Genomic DNA, 230 nt, shown 5'->3' on the forward strand with positions numbered 1-230 from the left:
TGCTTACGGCGATCTTGGCTCCAAACTCCACTCGTGCCTTGGCTTTCCCGCGTACGATCGGCCGGACATGCGGCTGATGGATGCTGACAATCCGGTCTTCAATCTGATGCGTTCGCTTGCTGTACATCTCAAGCTGCTGGCGATACAGTTCGTGGATGACGAGCAAGTCGCGATAGGCTTTGCGGTTAAGAAGCGTGAGCGGTTGCTCTTTTGCTTGCTCGGCGATGATG

Annotated in this window: 1 pseudogene; it reads right to left on the minus strand. The window is 55.2% G+C overall.

The features are described from left to right. Positions 1-230: pseudogene (locus tag MXD62_RS09800) on the minus strand (IS5/IS1182 family transposase); the annotation flags it as partial.

The organism is Frankia sp. Mgl5 (assembly GCF_023242985.1).
Taxonomy (GTDB): domain Bacteria; phylum Actinomycetota; class Actinomycetes; order Frankiales; family Frankiaceae; genus Parafrankia; species Parafrankia soli.